A 20,363-nucleotide genomic window follows, 5' to 3' on the forward strand; every position below is an offset into this window, starting at 1 on the left:
GGCCCATCGCGGCGGCCCACGGATTCAAGCCTGCGTGCGGGCATGCCGAGCCTAAGCGAGGCACCAAGTGGTGGGGCGAGGACCTTTTGGTTACTTTTGGGTCCTTTCAAAAGTGACTCGCTGTAAGAGCGAAACCGATACAAGCCATCACCCAAAGAACGGATATGCACAAAAACCCAAAGAACACATCGAACCCGCTTGCTGCGCGAAAGCGCTACATCAAAGACGATCCTTGAGGCGCTCCGCTCACTCAACCACACTGAATTCAACCCGTGCAGTCTGCCCAGCCTCATCAAGCACACTCAGCTGGTAACGCCCCAACTGCTCCAAACCGGTATTAATGAATTCCTGATTACCGCTGTCCCCCAACGGTGCCCCGTTCAGGAACCACCAACGCCGGCCACTGCCCCCCAGCGCCGAGATTTTCAGCCGCAACCCCTGCTGGCTCCCTGCGGGAAGCCGCAACTGATCCCCCTCACGCACGCCAACAATCGATAACGGCGACGCCGCCGCCAACGCCGGTGGCGGACAGTCGTTATCAGCCGCCGGAATGCGCGCCTCACGGCGCTCCACCTTGGGCAACCAAGGCTCCAACGGCGCAGGCCACAACGCGATGTCCTTAGCCACCGCACCCGGGCAATGAGCGGCCACCCGCAAGCCCTTGGCATTCACCCAAACTGTTTCCTTCAAACCCACACTCAAAGGCTGATCCAACGCCTGCAACGTCGGCGGCGTAGTGTTATCCAGCGTCCAGGCAAAACGCTGGCGACGACAATTGGGGTCGCTGCGGCTCATCGGCTGGCCCAATGGCCAACAGATCGCCGCCACACCGACGTTCGCAGGCACCGGCTTGACTGGCGCACTAATGCCGCGCTGGCTGTCGCGGTTGGTCAACACGTCATGCACTTGCAGCATCAACGGCGCCGCTGAAGCCAGTCCGAACTGGCCAGGCACCGGGGTGCCGTCTGGTCGGCCGATCCACACGCCGATCAAATAGCGCGGCCCCACGCCAATCGCCCAGGCATCGCGAAAGCCATAACTGGTGCCGGTTTTCCAGGCCAGCGCCGGGCGCTGCACCAGTTCGGCACGCGCGTCGCGATCGGGCCGCGCCTGGCCGCTGAGGATGCGCCGTACAATCCAGGCGGCGCCTGGCGAGAGTAACGGCCGTTCGCGCAGCGCGTCGTCCGGTTGTAATCGAATATTCGCGCTCTTGCCGTCCCGGGCGAAGGCGCTGTAACCACCGACCAGATCTTCCAGACGGCTACCCGCACCGCCGAGGATCAGCGCCAGGTTCGGTTCGGCCAACGCCGGCAACGCCAGCGGCATGCCGCCGATGCGCATTTCGGCGGCAAAACGTTTTGGCCCGTAGGCCTCCAGCAACTGCACCGCAGGCAGGTTCAGCGAACTGGACAGCGCCGTACTCGCCGGCACCGCGCCGCTGAAACCCATCGAGAAGTTGCCCGGCCGGTAATCGCCATAGCGCCGGGGCACGTCTTGTAACAGCGACTCGGAGTGGATCAACCCATCGTCCAGGGCCATGCCATACAGAAACGGTTTCAAGGTGGAACCCGGCGAACGCAGCGCGCTGATCATGTCCACATGGCCAAAGCGCTTGGCGTCGTTGATGTCCACCGAGCCCAAGTACGCGCGCACGGCCATGGTTTCTGCCTCGACCACCAGAATCGCGGCGGAGGTGTGCTCCGGCAAACGTGCGCGCCAGCCCAGCAGCAAATCTTCAAGACGCCGTTGCAGCGTGGCGTCCAGCGTGGTGCGGATCAGCGGCGGGCTGTCGGCGCGGTTCAGGCGGCGCGCGAGCAAGGGCGCCAGGCTGGGTTCCAGGCGCGGCGCGAGCAACAGCGGTTCTTCGAGTGCTTCATCGACCGTCGATTGCGGCCATACCTGGAACTCAGCCAAGCGGCGCAGCACTTTGTCGCGGGCTTGCTGGGCGCGCAGCGGATGGCGGTCGGGGCGCAGGCGGCTCGGCGCCTGCGGCAACACGGCGAGCAAGGCGGCTTCGGCGTGGGTCAACTGTGCCGGCGACTTGCCCAAGTACGCCCAACTGGCCGCCGCCACACCCTGCAACGTACCGCCGAACGGCGCACGGTTCAGGTACAGCGTAAGAATCTGCTCTTTGGACAGGTGCCATTCCAACTGCGCAGTGCGCCACAGTTGGCGCAGCTTGCCGTGCAAGGTCCGCGAGTGCGGGTCGAGCAACCGCGCCACCTGCATCGACAACGTGCTGCCGCCCGACACCACCCGCGCGCCCGTGAGGTTTTGCCAGGTCGCGCGCGCAAGCGCCAGCGGGTTTACGCCGGGGTGCCGGTAAAACCAGCGGTCTTCGTAGGTCAGCAACGCGTCGAGGTAATACGGCGACACTTCGCTGCTTTGCACCGGGTAACGCCACACGCCGTTGGCATCGGCAAACCGCCACAACGGCGTGCCATCCTCAGCCAGTACCACACGGGCCAAATCATCCGCAGGCAACGGCAACGGCCAAATCCGGTCAGCCAGCCACAACAGCGCAACGACCAACAGCACAGCCGCAACCGCCCAGCGTAATAAACGTGAGCACACGCCGGCTCGCGACAGCGGCTTATGCGCAACCTCACTCACCGCGCAGCCACCGCTTGAATCGAATCAAGCCCAGGCCACACTGACCCACAACTAATCGCAAATTCAAACCCGCAAACCTCTATGCTCAGGGAACTAGCCTCGCCCCGTCGCGACCAAAGGCTGAGTCCTGACAATTTTGTCCACTCAATCATCGAGACACACCTATGCAAGCAGACTTTTTCGGATGGCTGGGTCACACACTTGGCTTGATCATCCATTACATCGTCGAGTTCTTCAGTGGGCTGTTTAACATGCTGTCCAATGCCGGCGGTGATTTTGTAGGAGGCATGTCCCGAGCGCTGGGCATGGACACCTCGATCATCAGCATCATCACCTTGATCATCGGCTTGCTGTTTCTGTATTCGGCGGTGCGCGCGTTCATGCGCGCCTCGATCATCGCGGGCATTATCTGGTTGATGCTCGGCCTGTGGCTGCTCAGTTGGGTCGTGCACTAACGCGAAAACACCCCGGCCCCTGTGGGAGCCGGGCTTGCTCGCGATGGCGGCGGGTCAGCCAACCCCTGCGCTAACTGGCCCACCGCTTCGCACATTCAGCGGCCCTTGATCACCAGGTCCGCTGGCGTTTCGCCAACCGCCTGCCAGTTAGGCCGGTACATCGACTCCACTTGCGGCGGCGGCACACGGTAAGTGCCAGGCGTCACCGCCCGCGCCAGATACAACAGGTGCGTGGTGCCGTAGCCGTCCAGATTCATCGCCGCCACGTAGCGGTCATCGCGGAACTCCTGATGTTTGAGCGACGCGTTCTGCATCGACTCGCGCCATTGCTTGACTTGGCTGCTGGCGTTTTCCAGGCTGGCAGCGCTTTGCGCCAGGTTCTGGTTTTCCAGCTCCAGGCCCGCCGGCAACAGGTCCACCACCAAGGCATCCGGCACGCGCTGCTTGGCGCTGACCGCCAAATGCACCAGCACCAGGTCACCGCTGTTAACGTTACGCAGGTTCAGCGGCTGGCCGTTCATGCCCAGGTATTCGCGGCGGATGCTCAGGTTGTCGCCACCCGCTGGCGGTGGTAGTTGTGGATAACCCGAGATCGTCAGTTGCTGATACACCGGCGTCTCGCTCTGATTACTCAGGCTCAAGTCAGCGGAGAGTTGCGCGCCTTCCAACGCCAACGTCGACTGTTGATTATTCAACGCATGTGCACCGCCACTGCCGGTCAGCGCCACCTGCCAATTCGACTCCGGCTGTGAGAACCCAAGGCGCCCGGCGAGGAACAGTGAATTGCGCTCCTGCGTCGAGAGGTACGGGCTGGCCGCCAATTGGTCCGACAGCGTAAACAAGCGCTCCTCACGCTGACCTTTGGCCAAATCATTCTCTTCGAGCAGCGCCAGAATCATCGCCTGATCGCGCAACGGGCTGCCGTAGTCGGCCAGCCATTCATTGGCATTACGCTGCGCCGCCAACCCGGCGAGCAAGGCTTGATCGGCACGCGGCTGGTCACCCATTTTTTGCAGGGCGATGGACAGCTGCACCAACGGCAAGCCGGAGCGCGCATCGCTGCGACGGTCGAAGATACTGCGCAACGCGCCCAATGGCGCCTGTTGGCTGCGCGCCAGCACCATGCCCGCGTAGGCCTGCACGGCAAAGCGGGTGTGGTCGGCATTCTCGCTGTAATCCACCTCGATCAAGTTGCGTTCCTGCACATAACGCAGCAAGCGCTCGCTGGCTTTTTTCAGCGCGTCGGGCGGCACCGCAAAACCCTGGTCACGCGCGCGCAACAAAAAGTCGGTGACGTAAGCGGTCAGCCAATATTCCTCTTCGCCATCGGCGCCCCACAAGCCAAAGCTGCCGTTGTAGCGTTGCATACCCAGCAGGCGCTCGATGCCCAGTTCGATCTTGCGTTTGCGCTCGGCATCCGGCTCGCCCTTGACCCCAAGGCGCTTGAGCAATGCATCATCGGCATACAGCGATGGGTACAGGCCGCTGGCGGTCTGCTCCAGGCAGCCATAAGGGTAAGCCTTGAGCGCGCTGATCTGCGCGCCAAGGTTCAGCGGCGGTCGGCTCGACAGGCTCAGCAGCGCTTCACGCCCCGAGGCATCGAACTGATCCAGCGCGCCCGACGGCAGGCTCCACGGCTGATCCTTAAGCACTGCGCGGTAATGTTTGAGCAGCGCCGGGTAGGCTGGGCGCACACCCAAGGTCCATTCGCGGCTGAAGGGCGGCAGGTTTTCACCCGGCAAGTCGAGGCCGTTCACCGTGACTTTGAGCTTGCCCTGCCCCAAACCGCCCCAGGCTTTCACCGGGATGCGCAGCGTGGTGCGCTGGCCTTGTTTCAATTCAATCGACTGCGCAGCGCCGTTAACCAATTCCAACTGCCCTTCGGCGGTCAATTGCACGTCGAGTTTCTGCGCCTTGCCCGACAGGTTGGACAGGTCCAGGGCCAGGCTCGTCTGGTCACCACCGGCCAGAAAACGCGGCGCCGACAGCTCTGCGATCAGCGGCGCGGCAATCACCGTCTTGCCTTCGGCCATGCCGTAGCGATCATCACTCCAGGCCTGTGCCATCAGGCGCAGCTCGCCATTAAAGTCAGGGATATTGACGCTGACTTCGCCCTCGCCCTGTTCATTCAACGTCACCGGGGCGCTCTGCAAGGCAACGATGGTGATACTGGTGTCCGGGCGCTTGCCGCCCTTGGCCAACGCGGCGTCACCACCGAAAGCCAGGCTGGCCAAACGGCCCTGGCCAGCCTCGATCAACTGGCCGTAAATATCGAACTGGTCGACACCATACGCCTTGCGGCCGAACAGGCTGGAATACGGGTCCGGCGTCGGGTATTCGGTGATATTAAGGATGCCCACGTCCACCGCCGCCAGCAGCACATGCACCTGCTTGGGCACGCTGCCATCGGCATTTTTGGCGGCGATTTTCACCGTCAACGGTTGTTTGGGGCGCATTTTTTCCGGCGCGGTGAGGGTCAGGTCAAGTTTGCGCTGGGTGCGATCCAGCGGCAGGTGCAGCAGGCCCACCGCACGTTTCGGGGTGATGTTGGTTTTGCGCTCACCGGGGCGAATCACCAAGGCGCTGACGTACAGGTCGTGGCGCGACCATTTTGGGTCGAGCTTCACGGCGAAGCTTTTGCCCTCGGCCGGCACATCGATTTCCTGCCACCACAACGGCCCTTCGCTGGACTCAACCAACAAGTAGCCCTTGCCGGCAGCCGGCGGGGTAACGGTAATGTTGGCGGTATCGCCATCGCCATAGGCGGGTTTATCCAACGCCAGCTTGACCTGATCCGGCCGCACAGCGCCGCCTTCGGTATTGTCCTGGGCCTGGTAGCCTGCCCAGAAACGCAGGCTGCTGACCAACCCGGTTTTTGGGTCTTCAACTTCGACGCGGTAAGGGCCCCACTCCACCTGGAAGCTGACCTTGGCGGTGTCACCGGCCTTGATAGTCAGGGTCTGCTCATCGAGGTTGAGGAATTTCTCGTTGAAGTGGTAGCTCCAGCCGTCGTTGTCGGAGTAGTTCCAGTAGTAGTCGCGGCGTTCGCGCACCAGGCGCACCTTGAGGTCTTGCGCGGCGAGTTTTTGCCCGTCCTGGTTGGCCACCAGCACTTCGAATTCCGCAGGACCGTCGCCATTGGTTTCCTTGCCGTCAAACAACCCGCGCAGGCCCGGCAATTGCTCAGCCGGCCAGATCGGTTGCACCAGGCGCCGCGTGATCGGCCGCCCGCCCGACTCTTGCAGGCTGGCCTGCACGATCAGTTGCAACGGCGACTTGGCCTCGGCCCATTTACTTTCCAGGGTCAGCGCTTGCTCGCCTTTGGCGTCGAGTACGCTTTCGTCCAGTTCGAAGTCCTGGCTCAGTTCCTCTTCGGTGACGGAGCCAAACTGGTAACCCGGCAATGCCTTGACCGCTTCACGCAGTGGCCGCACATAGACTTGCCCACTGACGCGGTTACCCGACGCCGGCGCACCGTAAAGGTAACGACCGTTGACGTGGATGACCGGGTTATCCGCCGGGCTCAACGCCGTGTCGCTGCCCTTGAGCTCCAGCGCCAGGCGCTCGGGCAGGAAGTCTTCAACGAGGAACTCATACAACTGCGGCTTGCCATCGCCCAGGTCAAACACCAACTGCCAGCGCCCGGTCGGCGCTTCGCCGGCCAGTTGCAGTTGGTACTGATACAGCCCGGATGCATCGGCCTCCCACACAAACTTGCGGCTCACCTGTTCATCCGGGCGGCGAACTTCAACACTCACCGGTTGCGGCTTGACCGCGTTGCCGTCTTTATCGCGCAACAGGGCGTTGAGCAGCACGGTTTCGCCGGGGCGATACAGGTCGCGCGGGCCGAACACAAAAAATTGCAGCGGGTGCGCCGGTTGGCCACCAATGTCGAACTCCGCCAAATCCAGCGCGGCGCTGTCGAGGCGCAACAGGCTGGTTTGTTCGCCTTGCTTGGCCAACAACACCTGCGCCTTTTTCGGCAATGGCAACTCAGCGTAGCCGCCCTTCTCGGTCTTGCCTTGGCCGAGCACGCGGCCCTCGGCATCCAGCACTTCGAGGTCGACGCCATCGAGTGCCTTGCCGCCTTCCAACGCTTGGGTAAAGACATCCAGGCGATTGGCATAGCGGTGCACTGACAAGCCAATATCACTCAGCGTGAACAGCGTGGCCGGTTGCGAATAGTTGTAGGTGCCCGAGGCACGCATCACCGCCAGGTACACGCCCGGCTGCTGCAATTGCTTGAGGCCGGCGATTGGCAGCAGCAAGGTTTCGCGGGTGTTACGTGCCGGGTTCAGGTCGAAACGGCCGCCGTAGACCAGGTCGGCCATCGGCAGCAATTCGCTGGCCTCATAGCTTTGCAGGCTGGTATTGCGCCCCCACTTCGCCAGAAACGCGGGCAGCGATTCGGGCTTGATGCGGAAGAATTCGACGTCGATCTTGTCGACGTTCAGCGCGATCACCGGCAGGCCTTCAGCAAGGCGCGTGGGCAGCAAGGTGCCCCGGCTGGCGAAACCGACCGTGGCTTGCAGGTCTCGGGTTTCCAGGCGCGCGCTGTATTCGGCGGCGAGCGTGTTGGCGTTGACCGCCTTTACACCGGCGTCGACCGTCAGCACCAGTTTGCGCTGCGGTTCGAGGTGGCGCAGGCGCAGTTCCATCAAGTTATCGGAAAGCTCCCAGGCACCGTCGACCTTGCCGGTCTTGCTGTCCACCAAGTGCAGTTTGTCGGCGAACTTCTGATCAGGGTCGAGGGGAATGGAAAAACTCACGGACAACGTGCTGGCGCCGTCCAACTGCACCTCGGACACGTCCACCACGCTCAACTCACGCCCGGCATAGCGCTGCTTCAGCGCCGCCACATCCACCGCCGCGCCGGCCGGTTTCGGTACTGCCGTGGTCGCCGCCGGTGCGGTCGGGGCCGCCGGTTTGTCGGAGGAATCGCAGGCACTCAGCAGCGCTAACGCGCAGGCCAGGAACAATCCTTTGTTAAGCATGGGGGCACTCGTCGTAAGAGAATCCGGGGGTTGAACTATATATCAGCCCGGGCGGGGCCGATGCGATGCTGGTCACATTGACCGACAGAGGGTGGTTTGGTTCTGCGAAGACGTGAAGCCAAGCCAAATCCTACACGCGCTGCAGAGTTTGGGCTGATCAACAGCGGGACGCGGAGCGTCCAAGGCGGCATTCCCACGCAGAGCGTGGGAACGATCGCGGAGCGTGGGAACGATCACATGATGATGCAGGTGTGCCCATTCCAGGCGCCAGTTACAATGCCGCACCCCAAGGAGCCAGCCCGCATGCCCACCCTGCTCACCGACTGGCGCCACCGCCCCACGCACCGCCGCGTCTGGGCATTGGCCGCGCCGATGATCCTGTCGAACATCTCCGTACCACTGGTCGCGCTGGTCGACAGCATGGTCATCGGCCACCTGCCCCACGCGCATCAACTGGGCGCCGTGGCCGTAGGCGCCAGCCTCTACACGTTCCTGGCGTGGGCCATGGGTTTCTTGCGCATGGGCGCCACCGGCTTCTCCGCCCAAGCCGCCGGGCGCAATGACGGCGCGGCACTGCGGCAAATCCTCCTGCAAGGCCTGCTGCTGGCACTCGGCCTGGCCATCGTGTTGGGCACCCTCGGCATCCCCCTCAGCCACCTCGCGCTGGAATGGATGCAACCCTCGCCCGAACTGAACCAACTGACCCGCGAGTTTTTCCACACGCGCCTGTTCGGCCTGCCCGCAGCGTTAGCCAGCTACGCCTTGGTCGGCTGGTTCCTGGGCACGCAAAATGCGCGCGCGCCGCTGGCGATTCTGCTGACCACTAACCTGGTCAACATCGCCTTGAACCTGTGGTTCGTACTCGGGCTGGAGTGGGGCGTAGTCGGCTCCGCACGCGCGTCGGTCATCGCCGAATGGACCGGCGCCCTGCTCGGCCTGGCCCTCACGCAAAAAGCCCTGCGTGCCTATCCCGGCCATATCGCCTGGGCTGCGCTCGGGCTGTGGCAAAGCTGGCGCCCGTTGCTGGCAGTGAACCGCGACATCTTCATCCGCAGCCTGGCGCTGCAATCCGTGTTTTTCATGATTACCGTGCAGGGCGCGCGTCTGGGCGATGCCACCGTGGCGGCCAATGCGCTGCTGCTCAACGGGTTGCTGCTGACCGCCCACGCCCTGGACGGCCTGGCCCACGCGGTCGAAGCCCTGTGCGGTCACGCCATCGGCGCGCATGATCGCCAAGCGTTGCGCCGCTCGCTGGTGGTTGCCTGCGGGTGGTCGTTGATCGCGAGTGTGGGGTTCGCCCTGCTGTTCACGTTCGCCGGCCACCTGTTTATCGCCATGCAAACCGACATTCCCAGCGTGCGCGACACCGCCGACATCTACCTGCCCTACCTGGCGGTGCTGCCATTGATTGCGGTGTGGAGTTACCTGCTGGACGGCCTGTTTATCGGCGCTACACGCGCGCGCGAAATGCGCAACGGCATGCTGCTGACGGTGCTGTTGGCGCTGCCGTTCGCCTGGGCGTTGCAGGGTTTGGGCAACCACGGCGTGTGGATAACCTTCTTGCTGTTCATGGCCTTGCGCAGCCTCACGCTGTGGGTAATTGCCTGGCGGTTGAGCAAAAAAAATCTATGGCTGGGCGATACGACCTGTCAGATTTGACAGGTTACAACGCCGCGCAACCCGCGTTGAATGAACGTGGCACCTGAAGAAAGCTGAGTTTTTCAGGCCCACTTTTATCTCAATTCAGGGACGATCAAACATGAGTGCCACTACCTACTTCATCATCGGCGCTGCGATCGTGGTCGCGCTCATCATTGCAGCCCTGATGCGTGCGGCCGAGGCTAAAAAATCCAGGCGGCCCAGCGAAGAGATTGCCGAACCAATCGCCGAACCGGTCATCGTCCCGGCAGCGCAAATGACACCGGAGATGAGCATCTCAAACATCACACTGGACCCGGAACCAGCCGCAGACCCGCCGTTGTCCGAGATCTCGGCAAACGTCGAGGTCTGGAATCAAACTGATTTTCAAGTGTTCGTCACGCAACAAGGCATTAGAGCGACACTGGCGCCCCAAGGCAGAGCGCAAATGGATAGCCGGTTCCCTCTGACCGTCAATCCCGCGACATCGGATAACACCTTGCACTCTGTCTCGTTGCAGGGCACCGGCACTGGCGGCGAACGCCAATGCCTGATCGTGCACAGCCTCGAAAAATAGCGCGTCTTTACGGTGTTGGCGCTTGCCCGGTGCTTGCAGCGCCAGGGTCAGTAGCGTGGATAAACGCCGTGACGCGATCCAGCACCGGCGCCAGCCAGCGCAGCGGCTTTGCCAGGGATGCGACCAAGGTCACGTGGTTGGTTTTGGTCACGTAAAACGTTTCAACCGGCACACCCGCTTCGCGCAGTTTTTTCGCCAGCCCGCCGGTGTTGCGCGTGGGGTTGACCAACGTGTCGCTGACTGAGGCGATCAACAGGCTCGGCGGTGCGTCATGGCTGACGTGGTTGATCGGTTGCGACTCCGGCGGTGAGTCGGGAAAGAAAAACACCGGCCGCACGTCCTTGTTTTCAATCGGCAGGAAGTCATACGGCCCGGCCAGGCCGATCCAGCCCTTGAATATCGATGGCGACAGGTTCACTGCCTTAAGCCAGCGCGCATCCAGCGCCAACATCGACGCGTTGTAGGCACCGGAGCTGTGGCCCATCACATACATCTGCTGTGGGTCGGCGCCGTAGTCGGCAATGTGTTGGTGCGCCCAGGCCACCGCTCGGGCGCCGTCCTGAAGAAACGCCGGGTAACGCACTTGCGGGTAGAGCCGGTAGTCGGCGATCACTGCCACGATGCCGCGTGATGCCAAGGCTTCGCCGACAAACGCGTAGTCTTCCCTGGCGCCGCTGTTCCAACTGCCGCCATAGAAAAACACCACCACGGGGGCATTGGCCAGGGCGGGGGCAGGTCGGTAAACGTCGAGTTTTTGCCGTGGGTCATCGCCGTATGCAATGGCCGAGGTTTTAGTGAAGGTGCTGGAGGGCGTCAGTGCGTTGAGCACTTTGACCGGCGAGCAGGCCGCCAGCAAAGCGGCGATCGCCAGGGTGAACACGTGCAGGAGCGGTTTCGACATTATTCAGGCCCTATAAAAACTGTAGGACTTGCGGCGACGCAAATACGGGAGGGGCGGTGAGCCCCTCCCCCACTGTTATGACGACAGGTAAGACGAACGCGTGAGGCCCAAGCGCAGCGCATCGAGGAACTGCGTACGCTCACCGGCGCTGATGTTCGCGCTCGCGCACTTGTCGCGGTAATGCGTCATCAGTTCTTCCGGCGACAAGTGCACGTAGCGCAGCATGTCTTCGATGGTGTCGTGGGTCTCGATCCCGGCGCTGTACACCGAGCCGTCTTCACGCTGGTAGATGTTTACCGAGTCGGTGTCACCAAACAGGTTGTGCATGTCACCGAGAATTTCCTGGTAAGCGCCCACCAGGAAGATCCCCAGCAAGTAGTCTTCACCTTCGTTCAAGCCGTGCACCGGCAGGCTGGTCTCGATGCTCTGCTCGTCGACGTATTGCTTGATCTTGCCGTCGGAGTCGCAGGTCAAGTCTTGCAGCACGGCGCGGCGCATCGGCTCTTCGTCGAGGCGGTGCAGCGGCAGAATCGGCAACACCTGGCCGATGGCCCAGGTGTCCGGCAGGCTCTGGAATACCGAGAAGTTGCAGATGTACTTGTCGGCGAGCTTGTCGTTGAGTTCGTCGAGCACCTGGCGATGCGAGCGCTGGCGGGCTTTCAACGAGTTGTGCAAACGGCGGCACACTGCGAAGTAGCACTGTTCGGCCAAGGCTTTTTCGGCCAGGGTCAGTTTGCCGTCGGCGTACTGGGTGGCCACGTCGCTCATGTAGTGCGTGGCGCGCCAGTAGGTTTCGGTGACCATCTCAATGTCGGTCGGGCCTAGCAGGTCGACCAGCCACTGCACGGTTTCCGGCAGGTTTTCCTTGTTCTCGATCAGCGGGATTTCGTCGTTGTGTTTTTCGACGTCGGTGACTTGCACCACCAGCATGGCGTGGTGCGCGGTCAGCGAGCGGCCGCTCTCGGAGAAGATATGCGGGTGCGGCAGGCTCTGCGCGTCGCAGAATTCCTTGAGCATGCCCACGACTACACCGGCGTAGTCGTCCATGTCGTAGTTGATCGAGCTGGCGTTACGCGAGTGCGTGCCGTCGTAGTCCACGCCCAAGCCGCCGCCGACGTCGATGTGGTCCACCGGCAGGCCGAGGTTACGCAGTTCGCCGTAGTAACGAATGGCTTCCTTGAACCCGTGCTGGTAGTCGGCCAGGTTGGCGATTTGCGAACCCATGTGGAAGTGCAGCAAGCGGATGCCCTGGTCCAGGCCCGCCGCGCGAAAACGCTCGACCACCGACAACAGTTGCGCCGCCGACAAACCGAACTTGGATTTTTCGCCGCCGGTGTCGGCCCACTTGCTCGACGCCAGGGACGACAAACGCACGCGCAGGCCAACCTGAGGCTTGACCTTGAGGTTTGCCGCCTCCTCGATCACCAGCGCTACTTCGGATTCTTTTTCGATCACGATGAACACGTTGTGGCCAAGCTTTTGGCCCATCAGCGCGAGGCGGATGAACTCACGGTCCTTGTAACCGTTGCACACGATGGTGCCGCCCTTGGGTGCCAGGGCCAGCACGGCCAGCAGCTCAGGCTTGGAGCCGGCTTCCAGGCCAATCGACACGTCTTGCGTGGCGATAATGTTTTCGATCACGGCTTCTTGCTGGTTCACCTTGATCGGGTACAGCGCGGTGTACTTGCTTTGGTATTCGAGGCGTTCGATGTTGGCGTCGAACGCACCGGTCAACTGGCGCACGCGGTCTTGCAGGATGTCGGGGAAACGCACCAGCAATGGCAAGGACAGGCCGCTTTTGCGCAGCTCGTCGACTTGCTCGTACAGGTCGACGGGCGTGCTGTTCGGGCCGTTCGGACGGACTTCAACGCGACCGGCTTCATTGATCGCGAAATACCCGGCCCCCCAATGGCGAATCCCGTAAACACTGCGGCTGTCCGCAACTGTCCATTGGCTGCCATCGTCTTTGCGTGTGCGTCGTACGGACATCGAAGTCCCCTATATATGAAGGCGAAGGCGCCACCTCTGGTAGAGGCTGGCGCAGTCTAAAGAATGAAAATGACGATTTGCCTGTAAGCAAGGTAAGACCGCGCTCGCAGGACAGAGTTTAGACACAGGTTGGGAAGAGGCTTTCAGCCGCCGGACTTCTTGGCCTTGTAACCCAGCTTGATCAGCTCGGCTAACAGCAATTCGACGTGATCGCCCTGAATCTCGATGACCCCGTCTTTCAACGCGCCACCGGTGCCACAGCGTTTTTTCAGCGCAGTGGCCAGCTCCTTCAGGGCGTCTTCGGCCAGGGGCACGCCGGTGATGGTGGTCACCGTCTTGCCGCCACGGCCTTTGCTCTCGCGTCGCACGCGGGCAATGCCGTCACCTTCAGGGATCAGGGTTTGTTTGCAGGTGCACGAATCCACGGGCTGTCGACAGTCCGGGCAGTGTCGACCTGCGTCGGTGGAAAATACCAAGCCACCAAGGGCGGCGAAGGATGCGGCTTTTTTGGCCACCGGCAATCCTCTTGGGAGGACAAAGACTGATCGGTACTCGCAAGGCGCCTACCGACCGCGAAGCCCCACTCAGGCAGGGGCAGCGCTACCGAACCGCCTAGGTGGTTCGGGTGAAAAGTCGCGCAGTGTAACGGCAAAAAGCCAACTTGCTAAGGGCCAAATGGCGCCAATTTATGCAAGTTTAGCGACGTGAGGCCAGATAGCGCCGCAAGCCCTCTTGGGCGTCCGGGCAGTAAGGCTTGTGTTGCGCTTCCTGCAGCACTGTTTCGATCGGTAAAAAGCGCGCTTCCATGACTTCTTCGGGCTGCAGATGCAAAGGGCCATCCCAGACGGCCGAGTAGGAGGTGCACCACAGCCGGCTGTCACCGTCCTCAAAGTAGAAATGGTCATGCTCGACCAGTTCCACGCCGCCAACCCCAAGCTCTTCTTCCAGCTCACGGGCTGCCGAATCGGCGTAACTCTCGCCTGCCGCGACCATCCCGCCCGCCGCCGTGTCCCAAAAACCGGGATACACGGCTTTGCTCAACGTGCGCCGATGCACACAGAGCAGGCCGGCCGAATTGAACAGGAAGATAAACGTGCAACGGCCAATCAGGCCGCGCTGGCGAAGGTCGGACCTGACCAGGCTGCCGAGCAGGTTGTCGCGCTCGTCGACCCAGCAGATCAGTTCAGCGTCGGAGGCCGCGCGGTGCGCGGCCTCCTTTTGGGTAGCGTCCATCATCACCCTTGGTTAAGCAGCTGACGCAAGTCGATCACTGCGGCATTGGCCCGGGAAATATAGTTGGCCATGACCAGCGAGTGGTTGGCGAGAACGCCGAAGCCGCTGCCGTTCAGGATCATCGGGCTCCACACCGGCTCTTGCGAAGCCTCCAGCTCACGAATGATCTGGCGCACGCTGACGGTGGCGTTTTTCTTCGCCAGCACGTCGGCAAAATCGACTTCGATAGCGCGCAGCAGATGGGACAAGGCCCACGCCTGGCCACGCGCTTCGTAGAACACATTGTCGATTTGCATCCATGGGGTTTCGACCACTTCTTCATCGACCTGCGGCACTTCGCCCGGCTTCAGCGCTTCGGTTTTCAATGTGGTGTTCAGCTTGACGCGGCCCACGCTGGCCGACAGGCGCTGCGACAACGAGCCCAAACGGGTAGCGACGTCGCCCAGCCAGTTATTCAGGTTATCGGCACGCGCATAAAACAGCGCGCCGCGCTGGTTGGGGTCAGACAGGCGCGCCTCGTAACGATTCAGCGAATTGATGCCTTCCTGGTATTCCGACTCACTCGACGGCAACACCCAGCTCTTGTTATCGAAGTTGAAGCGCGGCTCGGCCTTGGCCAAGTCAGCATCTTCGGCCGACTGCGACTGGGAGCGGGCGAAGTCTTTACGCAACGCGCGGGTCAGGTCACGCACCTGCACCAGCACGCCGTACTCCCAGCTCGGCATGTTGTCCATCCACAGGCCTGGCGGGAAGCGGTCATTGGAAATGTAACCGCCGGGCTTGTTGAGCAACGTGCCGACCACGGTTTTGAGGGTTTCAACGGTGGTGTAGCCCACCACCATCTGCTTGCCTTCCTTTTCGGCGGCAAGCTGGGCATTTTGCTGGACCGGGAACAGCGCGGGTTCTTCACTCCAAAACCAACCCAGGCCGCCTGTGATCAACAAATACACCGCCAACAAGCAGAGCAAGGCTTTGCTCATCAGCAGGTTGCGAAAGTAGCCGCGGTTGGCCGAGGTCGATTCAGGGGCGGGGCCTTTGGCACTGCCTGCACGGTTTTTCCAGTCCAGCATGGCGATATCCTTTCAATCACTTGAGTTCATGCACGTCAAATTGTCCGGGTGCGTTCAAACATTCCGACCGCAACCCTACTCCATCGTGCCCATCAGTGCGGGGCTTTTAGCCAAAAGTGGCGCACAGGGCAGGTTCGACTATAAAGGATGCACGCTTTTTACGCTGCGCGACCACAAGGTCGGAAACTGAATAGCAAAGACTTGTACTTAATTGACGTATGACACTCATGTAATAGAAAAGAGGTGCTAGCATAGCGCCATCAGTCGACCTCAGCATGCACCCTACCGTAGTAGTCAGGATATGACCGAGCCAGAAGACCCCAGCCGTGAGCGTCTCAAGCAGCATTTTGCCCAGCGGGTAATTCATCAGGCACGTCAAATTCTTGAGATATGGCAGCGTCTGCAACACAACGAATGGTCGAGCGCAGATTTAGCCGAACTCAGCGATGCCAACTTGCGCTTGCTGCGTTTTGCCGAGCGCTTTGAACAGCCGGAGCACGGCCACCTGGCGCGGCATATCGGCGAGTCCCTGAAGGCGGTCGACGAAAATCGTGGCCGCCTCAGCAGCCATGTCATCACCGAACTCAACCGCCTGATGCAGCGCTTGTCCCGCACCGGCCTGCGCCAGGGCGACCAGCTTGAGCAAACGCTTTTGCCGCCGATGCGCAAGCCGATCTACGTGATGCTGGCCGATCACGACCGCGCCGAGCGGCTGGCCAAGCAACTCGAATTCTTTGGCATGAGCGCGCAGTCCCTCGGCAGCGTGGCGGCGTTTCACGCCTCGATGGCCGAGCGCCTGCCGTCGGCGATTGTAATGGACGTGGACTTTTGCGGCACGGGGCTGGGCCTCAAGCTCGCGGCCCAAGCCCAGGAAGGCCTGGAGCACAAGCTGCCGCTGTTGTTTTTCAGCCTGCATGAAACCGACACGCCGACGCGCCTGGCCGCCGTGCGCGCTGGCGGCCAGGAATTTCTCACCGGCACGCTGGAAGCCTCAAGCCTGCTGGAAAAGATCGAAGTCCTCACCTGCGTCGCGCAGTACGAGCCATATAAAGTACTGATCATCGACGACTCACGCGCGCAGGCGCTGCACACCGAGCGGTTGCTGAACAGCGCCGGCATCGTCACCCGCACCTTGATCGAGCCGATCCAGGCCATGGCCGAGCTGGCGGATTTCCAGCCGGACCTGATCATCCTCGACATGTACATGCCCGCGTGTACCGGCACCGAACTGGCCAAGGTGATTCGCCATAACGACCGCTATGTCAGCGTGCCGATCATTTACCTGTCGGCCGAAGACGACCTCGACAAACAATTGGATGCCATGAGCGAAGGCGGCGACGACTTCCTCACCAAGCCGATCAAGCCGCGCCACCTGATCACCACTGTGCGCAACCGCGCCGCACGCGCGCGCAACCTCAAGGCGCGGATGGTGCGCGACAGCCTCACCGGGCTGTACAACCACACGCATATTCTGCAATTGCTCGAAGACTGCAGCTTTCGCGCGCGCCGTGAAAACAAGCCATTGAGCTTTGCCATGCTCGATATTGACCACTTCAAGCGGGTCAATGACAGCCACGGCCACCCGATGGGCGACCGCGTGATCAAAAGCCTGGCGCTGTTTCTCAAGCAACGGTTGCGCAAGACCGACTACATCGGCCGCTACGGCGGTGAAGAGTTCGCCATCGTGATGCCCGACACCGACCTGGAATCGGCCTGCAAGGTACTCGACGAAATCCGTGGGCGCTTTGCCGAAATTCACTACCCGGCGCAGCCCCAGGATTTATGTTGCACCTTCAGCGCCGGGCTGGTGGAGCTCTGCGACGGTTCCGACAGCTTGATGATGGCGGCCCAAGCGGATGAAGCGTTGTACCGCGCCAAGGACGCCGGGCGTAACCGCGTGCAAGCCGTACACGCATCAAAGCAAAGTGCCATCTTTTCATCAGAATTCACTCAGCCCGTCATCACTCTGTAACTAAAACGCAATAAGTTCAGGCACTTATCTTTTGCTGTCGGTTGAAACCACGCATGCGCCTGAAGCTGCTGACCAATTTGAATACCCTTCTGCTGGTGGCCGTATGCTTGGCACTCGGGGCGACGTTGTGGTGGTCGCAACGCGCGCTGGAGCGGCCTTACCTGCTAATGGAACGCTACTTGGGCCTGTCGCAGACGTTTCAGAACCAGGCCGCGCGCAACATCGACGACTACCTGGCCAGCGGCGACGCCTTGCGCTTGAGCAGCGCCGGCCAGAGCCTCGAAAGCCTGTTGAAAAACCTTGATGAACTGCCCGCCGAACTGGCGCAAACCCTGCGCCCCAGCCTGGTAGACCTCGACACCTTCAGCAAGACCGACCTGCTGGCCGCTGGCAAGCTGGCCGGTGACCCGCAAGCGCTGCTGCTGCAAGCCGAACGCGAACTCGGCGCCAACCTGGAGCAACTGGGCCAGTACGCCATCGGCGTTAATTCGCCAGACGCCGCACGCTACCTGCCGCCGCTGCTGGCTGCGGCCCAGCACTTGGGCAAACTGTCACTGGCGCGCGACAAACTGGTGAGCAGCGGGCGCGCAGAACTGGCCGATGAGGTTGAGCGCGAAGTCGCCAGCATGCGCACACAGGCCGACGTAGTGGCGCAATTACCGTTGCTCGGTGTAAAGGCCAGCGCGGAATCCAGCGCCGATGATTTTTCCGCCATGATGGGCCTGGAAAACAGCGAAAAAACTGCAGCCCAAGACACCGGCGTCGACCTTAAACGCGAACTCAACAGCCTGCTGACCCGCTACCCCGGCGAACTCAAGCGTACCCGCGAGCAAATTCAACTGCGCACGGCGCTGGCCGACCGCACTCACTTGAAAATCGCCGCCGTGCAACATGCCATCGCCGGCCTGGAGCCGGTGGTGCGCGAGCAGCACGGCAAGATCCAGGGCGAAGTACGCCTGATGCAAGGCGTAATGATCGGCCTGATCCTGCTGATCGCGCTGCTCATCGACACCCTGCAACGGCGCCTGGCACGTGTGCTGACCAACCTCGCACCGGCGCTGTCGACTTGGGCCGAAGGTGACTTCAGCAAGCCGATTGCCTTGGGCAAAACCAACCGCGAACTGCGCGACATCGAAGCCTCGCTCAACCGCCTGCGCGCTTATCTGGTGGACTTGGTGGGGACTATTCGCGGCAATGCCGAAGAAGTCGCCGGCACCAGCCGCGCGCTTGCCGAGCTGAGCAGCGGCCTGCATGACGGCGCCGAACGCCAGGCGGGCGATACCGCGCAGATCCGCGATTCGTTGGGCGAGCTGGAAGCGACCATTCAGCAAGTGGCCGGTGATGCCAGCCAGGCCGCCGCTGCCAGCCGCAGCGCCGGCCAGGCAGTGCAACAGGGCCAACACGTGATCGGCCTGAGCCTGACCGGGCTGCATGCCTTGGTCGGCGAAGTGCAGCAAAACGCGCAAATGATCGAAAAACTCGCCGAAGAATCCGCCACCATTGGCGGCGTACTCACGGTGATTCGCTCGATTGCCGACCAGACCAACCTGCTCGCGCTGAATGCCGCCATCGAAGCAGCGCGTGCCGGTGAGGCCGGGCGCGGGTTTGCCGTGGTCGCCGATGAAGTGCGCTCGCTGGCTCAGCGCACGGCCGGTGCGACAGCCGAAATACAGGCACTGATTGCGGGCCTGCAAACCGCTGCCGGCCAATCGGTGGCAGGCATGCGCGCTCAGGTCGAACACGCTGAAGCCACCGCGCAGCAAGCCCAGGCCGCCGACGGTGCGCTGGATGAAATCGTCGAGGCGATCCAGACTATTTCCGATACGGCGGTACGCATCGCCGATGTGACGGCCCAGCAGAGTGGCGCGGTCAGCGAGATTCGCGATAACAGTGAGCGGATTCATCAGTTGGGTGAGGATAATTTGCTGCGCATCGGCGAGGGCCGTCGCCAGGGTGAGCACTTGCTGGTGCTTGGCGGCCAGCTTAGCACCGCGGTGCAGGCCTTCCGGGTCTGAGCCGGGTGCTTGCCGGGGGGCTATCAAAAAATCTGCGCAGGGCTGTGGGTGGGAGGGGCTGCTGCGTCTTTGGTGTGGCGCTGTCGCGCGGGAAACGGGCTTGGGGTGTTCTTTGGATTTTCGTGTATATCCGTTATTTAGTTTATGGCTTATATCGGTTTCGCTCTTACAGCGAGTCACTTTTGAAAGGACCCAAAAGTAACCAAAAGGTCCTCGCCCCACCCCTTGGTGCCTCGCTTAGGCTCGGCATGCCCGCCCACAGGCTTGAATCCGTGGGCCGCCGCGATGGGCCATCCTTGGCCCAGCGCGGCTAACCCGGCGTCCTGCCGGGTTACCCACGGATTCAAGCCTGCGTGCGGCCATCGTGGTTTAACGGGGCGCTTCTCAGATCAAGATCACAAAGATCAAGAGCAAAAGCACGGCGGCCTGAAAGCCGACCTGAGTGGTTGAAGCAGATCAAGGGCGGCTTTTGCATACACAGCAGATCTGCTTTTTTTGCTTTTTCTGCTTTCTGTGGGAGGGGGCTTGCTCCCGATAGCAGTTTTACAGTTGATACATGAGTTGACTGGCCCACCGCCATCGGGAGCAAGCCCCCTCCCACAGTTTGACCACATTCGGCTTGGGAGATTGGGTCGGCTTAGATGATCGTTCCCACGCTCTGCGTGGTAATGCCGCTACGGACGCTCTGCGTCCAGCTTTTTCAGCCATGGAATCTCCCACATTTGACCGCATTCAGCGTGTGAGATTGGGTCGGCTTTCAGGCCGCCTGCTTGTGATAGCTTTTTCAGCCATGGAATCTCCCACATTTGACCGCATTCAGCGTGTGAGATTGGGTCGGCTTTCAGGCCGCCTGCTTGTGATTGTGATCTTGATCTAAGGCGCCCCGTTAAACCACGATGGCCGAAC

At 61.6% G+C, this 20,363-nt stretch carries 13 protein-coding genes; 5 read left to right on the forward strand and 8 right to left on the reverse strand.

Annotated elements, in window-relative coordinates:
• Positions 1–246: 246 nt before the first annotated feature.
• Positions 247–2,574 carry a peptidoglycan glycosyltransferase PbpC gene (gene pbpC, locus AO240_RS20350; RefSeq protein ID WP_099238734.1) on the reverse strand — a complete coding sequence of 776 codons (2,328 nt, stop codon included), beginning with the start codon at positions 2,572–2,574 and terminating at the stop codon, positions 247–249.
• A 203-nt stretch (positions 2,575–2,777) separates the two neighbouring features.
• Here pbpC and AO240_RS20355 point away from each other — a divergent pair, with 203 nt between their 5' ends.
• A complete protein-coding gene (locus AO240_RS20355; RefSeq protein WP_058414647.1) occupies positions 2,778–3,068 on the forward strand; it encodes a hypothetical protein in 291 nt (96 codons plus the stop codon).
• Between the two features lie 95 nt (positions 3,069–3,163).
• On the opposite strand, the gene AO240_RS20360 is transcribed toward AO240_RS20355, so the two are convergent.
• Positions 3,164–8,062 carry an alpha-2-macroglobulin gene (locus AO240_RS20360; RefSeq protein WP_099238713.1) on the reverse strand — a complete coding sequence of 1,633 codons (4,899 nt, stop codon included), beginning with the start codon at positions 8,060–8,062 and terminating at the stop codon, positions 3,164–3,166.
• Positions 8,063–8,365: 303 nt separating this feature from the next.
• Here AO240_RS20360 and AO240_RS20365 point away from each other — a divergent pair, with 303 nt between their 5' ends.
• Both AO240_RS20365 and AO240_RS20370 read left to right on the forward strand, forming a co-directional pair.
• Positions 8,366–9,721 carry an MATE family efflux transporter gene (locus AO240_RS20365; protein ID WP_099238715.1) on the forward strand — a complete coding sequence of 452 codons (1,356 nt, stop codon included), beginning with the start codon at positions 8,366–8,368 and terminating at the stop codon, positions 9,719–9,721.
• Positions 9,722–9,821: 100 nt separating this feature from the next.
• On the forward strand, positions 9,822–10,277 hold the full coding sequence (locus AO240_RS20370) for a hypothetical protein (RefSeq protein WP_099238716.1): 456 nt from the start codon (positions 9,822–9,824) through the stop codon (positions 10,275–10,277).
• A 7-nt stretch (positions 10,278–10,284) separates the two neighbouring features.
• Here AO240_RS20370 and AO240_RS20375 read toward each other — a convergent pair whose 3' ends face one another.
• From AO240_RS20375 to AO240_RS20395, 5 genes are all read right to left on the reverse strand, one after another.
• Positions 10,285–11,178: an alpha/beta hydrolase gene (locus AO240_RS20375; protein ID WP_099238718.1), complete on the reverse strand. Its 894-nt coding sequence runs from the start codon at positions 11,176–11,178 to the stop codon at positions 10,285–10,287.
• A gap of 75 nt (positions 11,179–11,253) precedes the next feature.
• The gene (gene speA / locus AO240_RS20380) at positions 11,254–13,167 is read right to left on the reverse strand and encodes an arginine decarboxylase (RefSeq protein ID WP_099238720.1); all 1,914 of its coding nucleotides are present in this window, start codon (positions 13,165–13,167) and stop codon (positions 11,254–11,256) included.
• Between the two features lie 143 nt (positions 13,168–13,310).
• Positions 13,311–13,682, reverse strand: coding sequence for a translation initiation factor Sui1 (locus AO240_RS20385; RefSeq protein WP_025857628.1), 372 nt, complete (start codon positions 13,680–13,682; stop codon positions 13,311–13,313).
• Between the two features lie 181 nt (positions 13,683–13,863).
• Positions 13,864–14,400 (reverse strand): NUDIX hydrolase, encoded by a 537-nt coding sequence (locus AO240_RS20390; RefSeq protein WP_099238722.1) that lies wholly within the window; start codon positions 14,398–14,400, stop codon positions 13,864–13,866.
• A gap of 2 nt (positions 14,401–14,402) precedes the next feature.
• Positions 14,403–15,380, reverse strand: coding sequence for a DUF2333 family protein (locus AO240_RS20395; protein WP_371918663.1), 978 nt, complete (start codon positions 15,378–15,380; stop codon positions 14,403–14,405).
• A 391-nt stretch (positions 15,381–15,771) separates the two neighbouring features.
• On the opposite strand from AO240_RS20395, the gene AO240_RS20400 reads away from it, so the two are divergent.
• Together AO240_RS20400 and AO240_RS29395 are read left to right on the forward strand one after the other, a co-directional pair.
• A complete protein-coding gene (locus tag AO240_RS20400) occupies positions 15,772–17,442 on the forward strand; it encodes a PleD family two-component system response regulator (RefSeq protein ID WP_099238726.1) in 1,671 nt (556 codons plus the stop codon).
• 971 nt (positions 17,443–18,413) lie between these two features.
• Positions 18,414–19,457, forward strand: a complete 1,044-nt coding sequence (locus AO240_RS29395) for a methyl-accepting chemotaxis protein (RefSeq protein ID WP_371918664.1) — start codon at positions 18,414–18,416, stop codon at positions 19,455–19,457.
• A gap of 674 nt (positions 19,458–20,131) precedes the next feature.
• Here the strand turns inward: AO240_RS29395 and AO240_RS28755 are convergent.
• A partial coding sequence (locus AO240_RS28755; protein WP_218244396.1) for a hypothetical protein occupies positions 20,132–20,363 on the reverse strand: 232 nt, incomplete at its 5' end.

Source organism: Pseudomonas sp. ICMP 460 (assembly GCF_002723595.1).
Taxonomy (GTDB): Bacteria; Pseudomonadota; Gammaproteobacteria; order Pseudomonadales; family Pseudomonadaceae; genus Aquipseudomonas; species Aquipseudomonas kitaguniensis.

Excerpts from the sequence above, each read along its gene's own strand:
- AO240_RS20355 (WP_058414647.1), top strand. The coding sequence starts at position 2,778 with ATGCAAGCAGACTTTTTCGGATGGCTGGGTCACACACTTGGCTTGATC.
- AO240_RS20360 (WP_099238713.1), bottom strand. The coding sequence starts at position 8,062 with ATGCTTAACAAAGGATTGTTCCTGGCCTGCGCGTTAGCGCTGCTGAGT.
- AO240_RS20365 (WP_099238715.1), top strand. The coding sequence starts at position 8,366 with ATGCCCACCCTGCTCACCGACTGGCGCCACCGCCCCACGCACCGCCGC.
- AO240_RS20370 (WP_099238716.1), top strand. The coding sequence starts at position 9,822 with ATGAGTGCCACTACCTACTTCATCATCGGCGCTGCGATCGTGGTCGCG.
- AO240_RS20375 (WP_099238718.1), bottom strand. The coding sequence starts at position 11,178 with ATGTCGAAACCGCTCCTGCACGTGTTCACCCTGGCGATCGCCGCTTTG.
- speA (WP_099238720.1), bottom strand. The coding sequence starts at position 13,167 with ATGTCCGTACGACGCACACGCAAAGACGATGGCAGCCAATGGACAGTT.
- AO240_RS20390 (WP_099238722.1), bottom strand. The coding sequence starts at position 14,400 with ATGGACGCTACCCAAAAGGAGGCCGCGCACCGCGCGGCCTCCGACGCT.
- AO240_RS20395 (WP_371918663.1), bottom strand. The coding sequence starts at position 15,380 with ATGAGCAAAGCCTTGCTCTGCTTGTTGGCGGTGTATTTGTTGATCACA.
- AO240_RS20400 (WP_099238726.1), top strand. The coding sequence starts at position 15,772 with ATGACCGAGCCAGAAGACCCCAGCCGTGAGCGTCTCAAGCAGCATTTT.
- AO240_RS29395 (WP_371918664.1), top strand. The coding sequence starts at position 18,414 with ATGATCGGCCTGATCCTGCTGATCGCGCTGCTCATCGACACCCTGCAA.